Origin of the sequence: Amphritea pacifica, from assembly GCF_016924145.1 — a bacterium.
Lineage (GTDB): Bacteria > Pseudomonadota > Gammaproteobacteria > Pseudomonadales > Balneatricaceae > Amphritea > Amphritea pacifica.
Genome location: NZ_JAFFZO010000243.1, coordinates 1 through 255, shown reverse-complemented (window position 1 = coordinate 255; position 255 = coordinate 1). Strand labels below are relative to the sequence as shown.

Here is a 255-nt window from a genome sequence, read left to right as displayed (position 1 = left end):
TTATCTGCAACGGTGGGCAAGCCTAATGGCCGCTCTTTGCCATTCGCTTTGGGGATGTACACACGCTTGATGTCATCAACTCGATACTGCCTGGATTTAAGTTGCTGCGCCAGCATGTGGATATTTTCGGGTAATCGCTGCTCGAATTGTTGCGTTGTAACGCCATCAATACCCGCAGCCGATTGTTTATTGAGGTGTGCCCAGGCACGATACAGCGCATCGGCTCTCAGCTGTCCATAAAGATTCTGAAATCGA

At 49.8% G+C, this 255-nt stretch carries 1 pseudogene; it reads right to left on the bottom strand.

Features of this window, described 5'->3' with window-relative positions:
- Positions 1 to 255, bottom strand: a pseudogene (locus JW499_RS23295) (hypothetical protein); the annotation flags it as partial.